This is a genomic window from Flavobacterium sp. LMO6 (genome assembly GCF_009495795.1).
GTDB lineage: Bacteria > Bacteroidota > Bacteroidia > Flavobacteriales > Flavobacteriaceae > Flavobacterium.
The window spans coordinates 1-218 of record NZ_WIBH01000117.1 but is presented as its reverse complement, the minus strand read 5'-3'; the positions used below and the strand labels follow the sequence as shown (position 1 = coordinate 218).

Sequence of the window (218 nt, the reverse complement as noted above, 5' to 3'; positions counted from 1 at the left end):
CTATCAAACTACGCACATTCACTGTAATACCAGTCAGGTTAGGTAGGGCAGTGCCTGTGTTATTAGCCCAATCTGATATTGCTATTGTTCCAACACCCGCTGCTACATATGTCATTGACAATGCACTAGATAATGCTGGTAGATTGTCAGCAATTGATATATTACGGACAGCAGATGCAGTCTCAATATTAAACGCATTACTTGCCGCAGTATTTGTC

At 41.3% G+C, this 218-nt stretch carries 1 protein-coding gene; it reads right to left on the bottom strand.

Translation table 11 applies throughout. The features are described from left to right. Nucleotides 1-218 (bottom strand): hypothetical protein (locus tag GFJ99_RS13700; protein ID WP_203228814.1); only part of this gene is annotated, 218 nt, incomplete at both ends.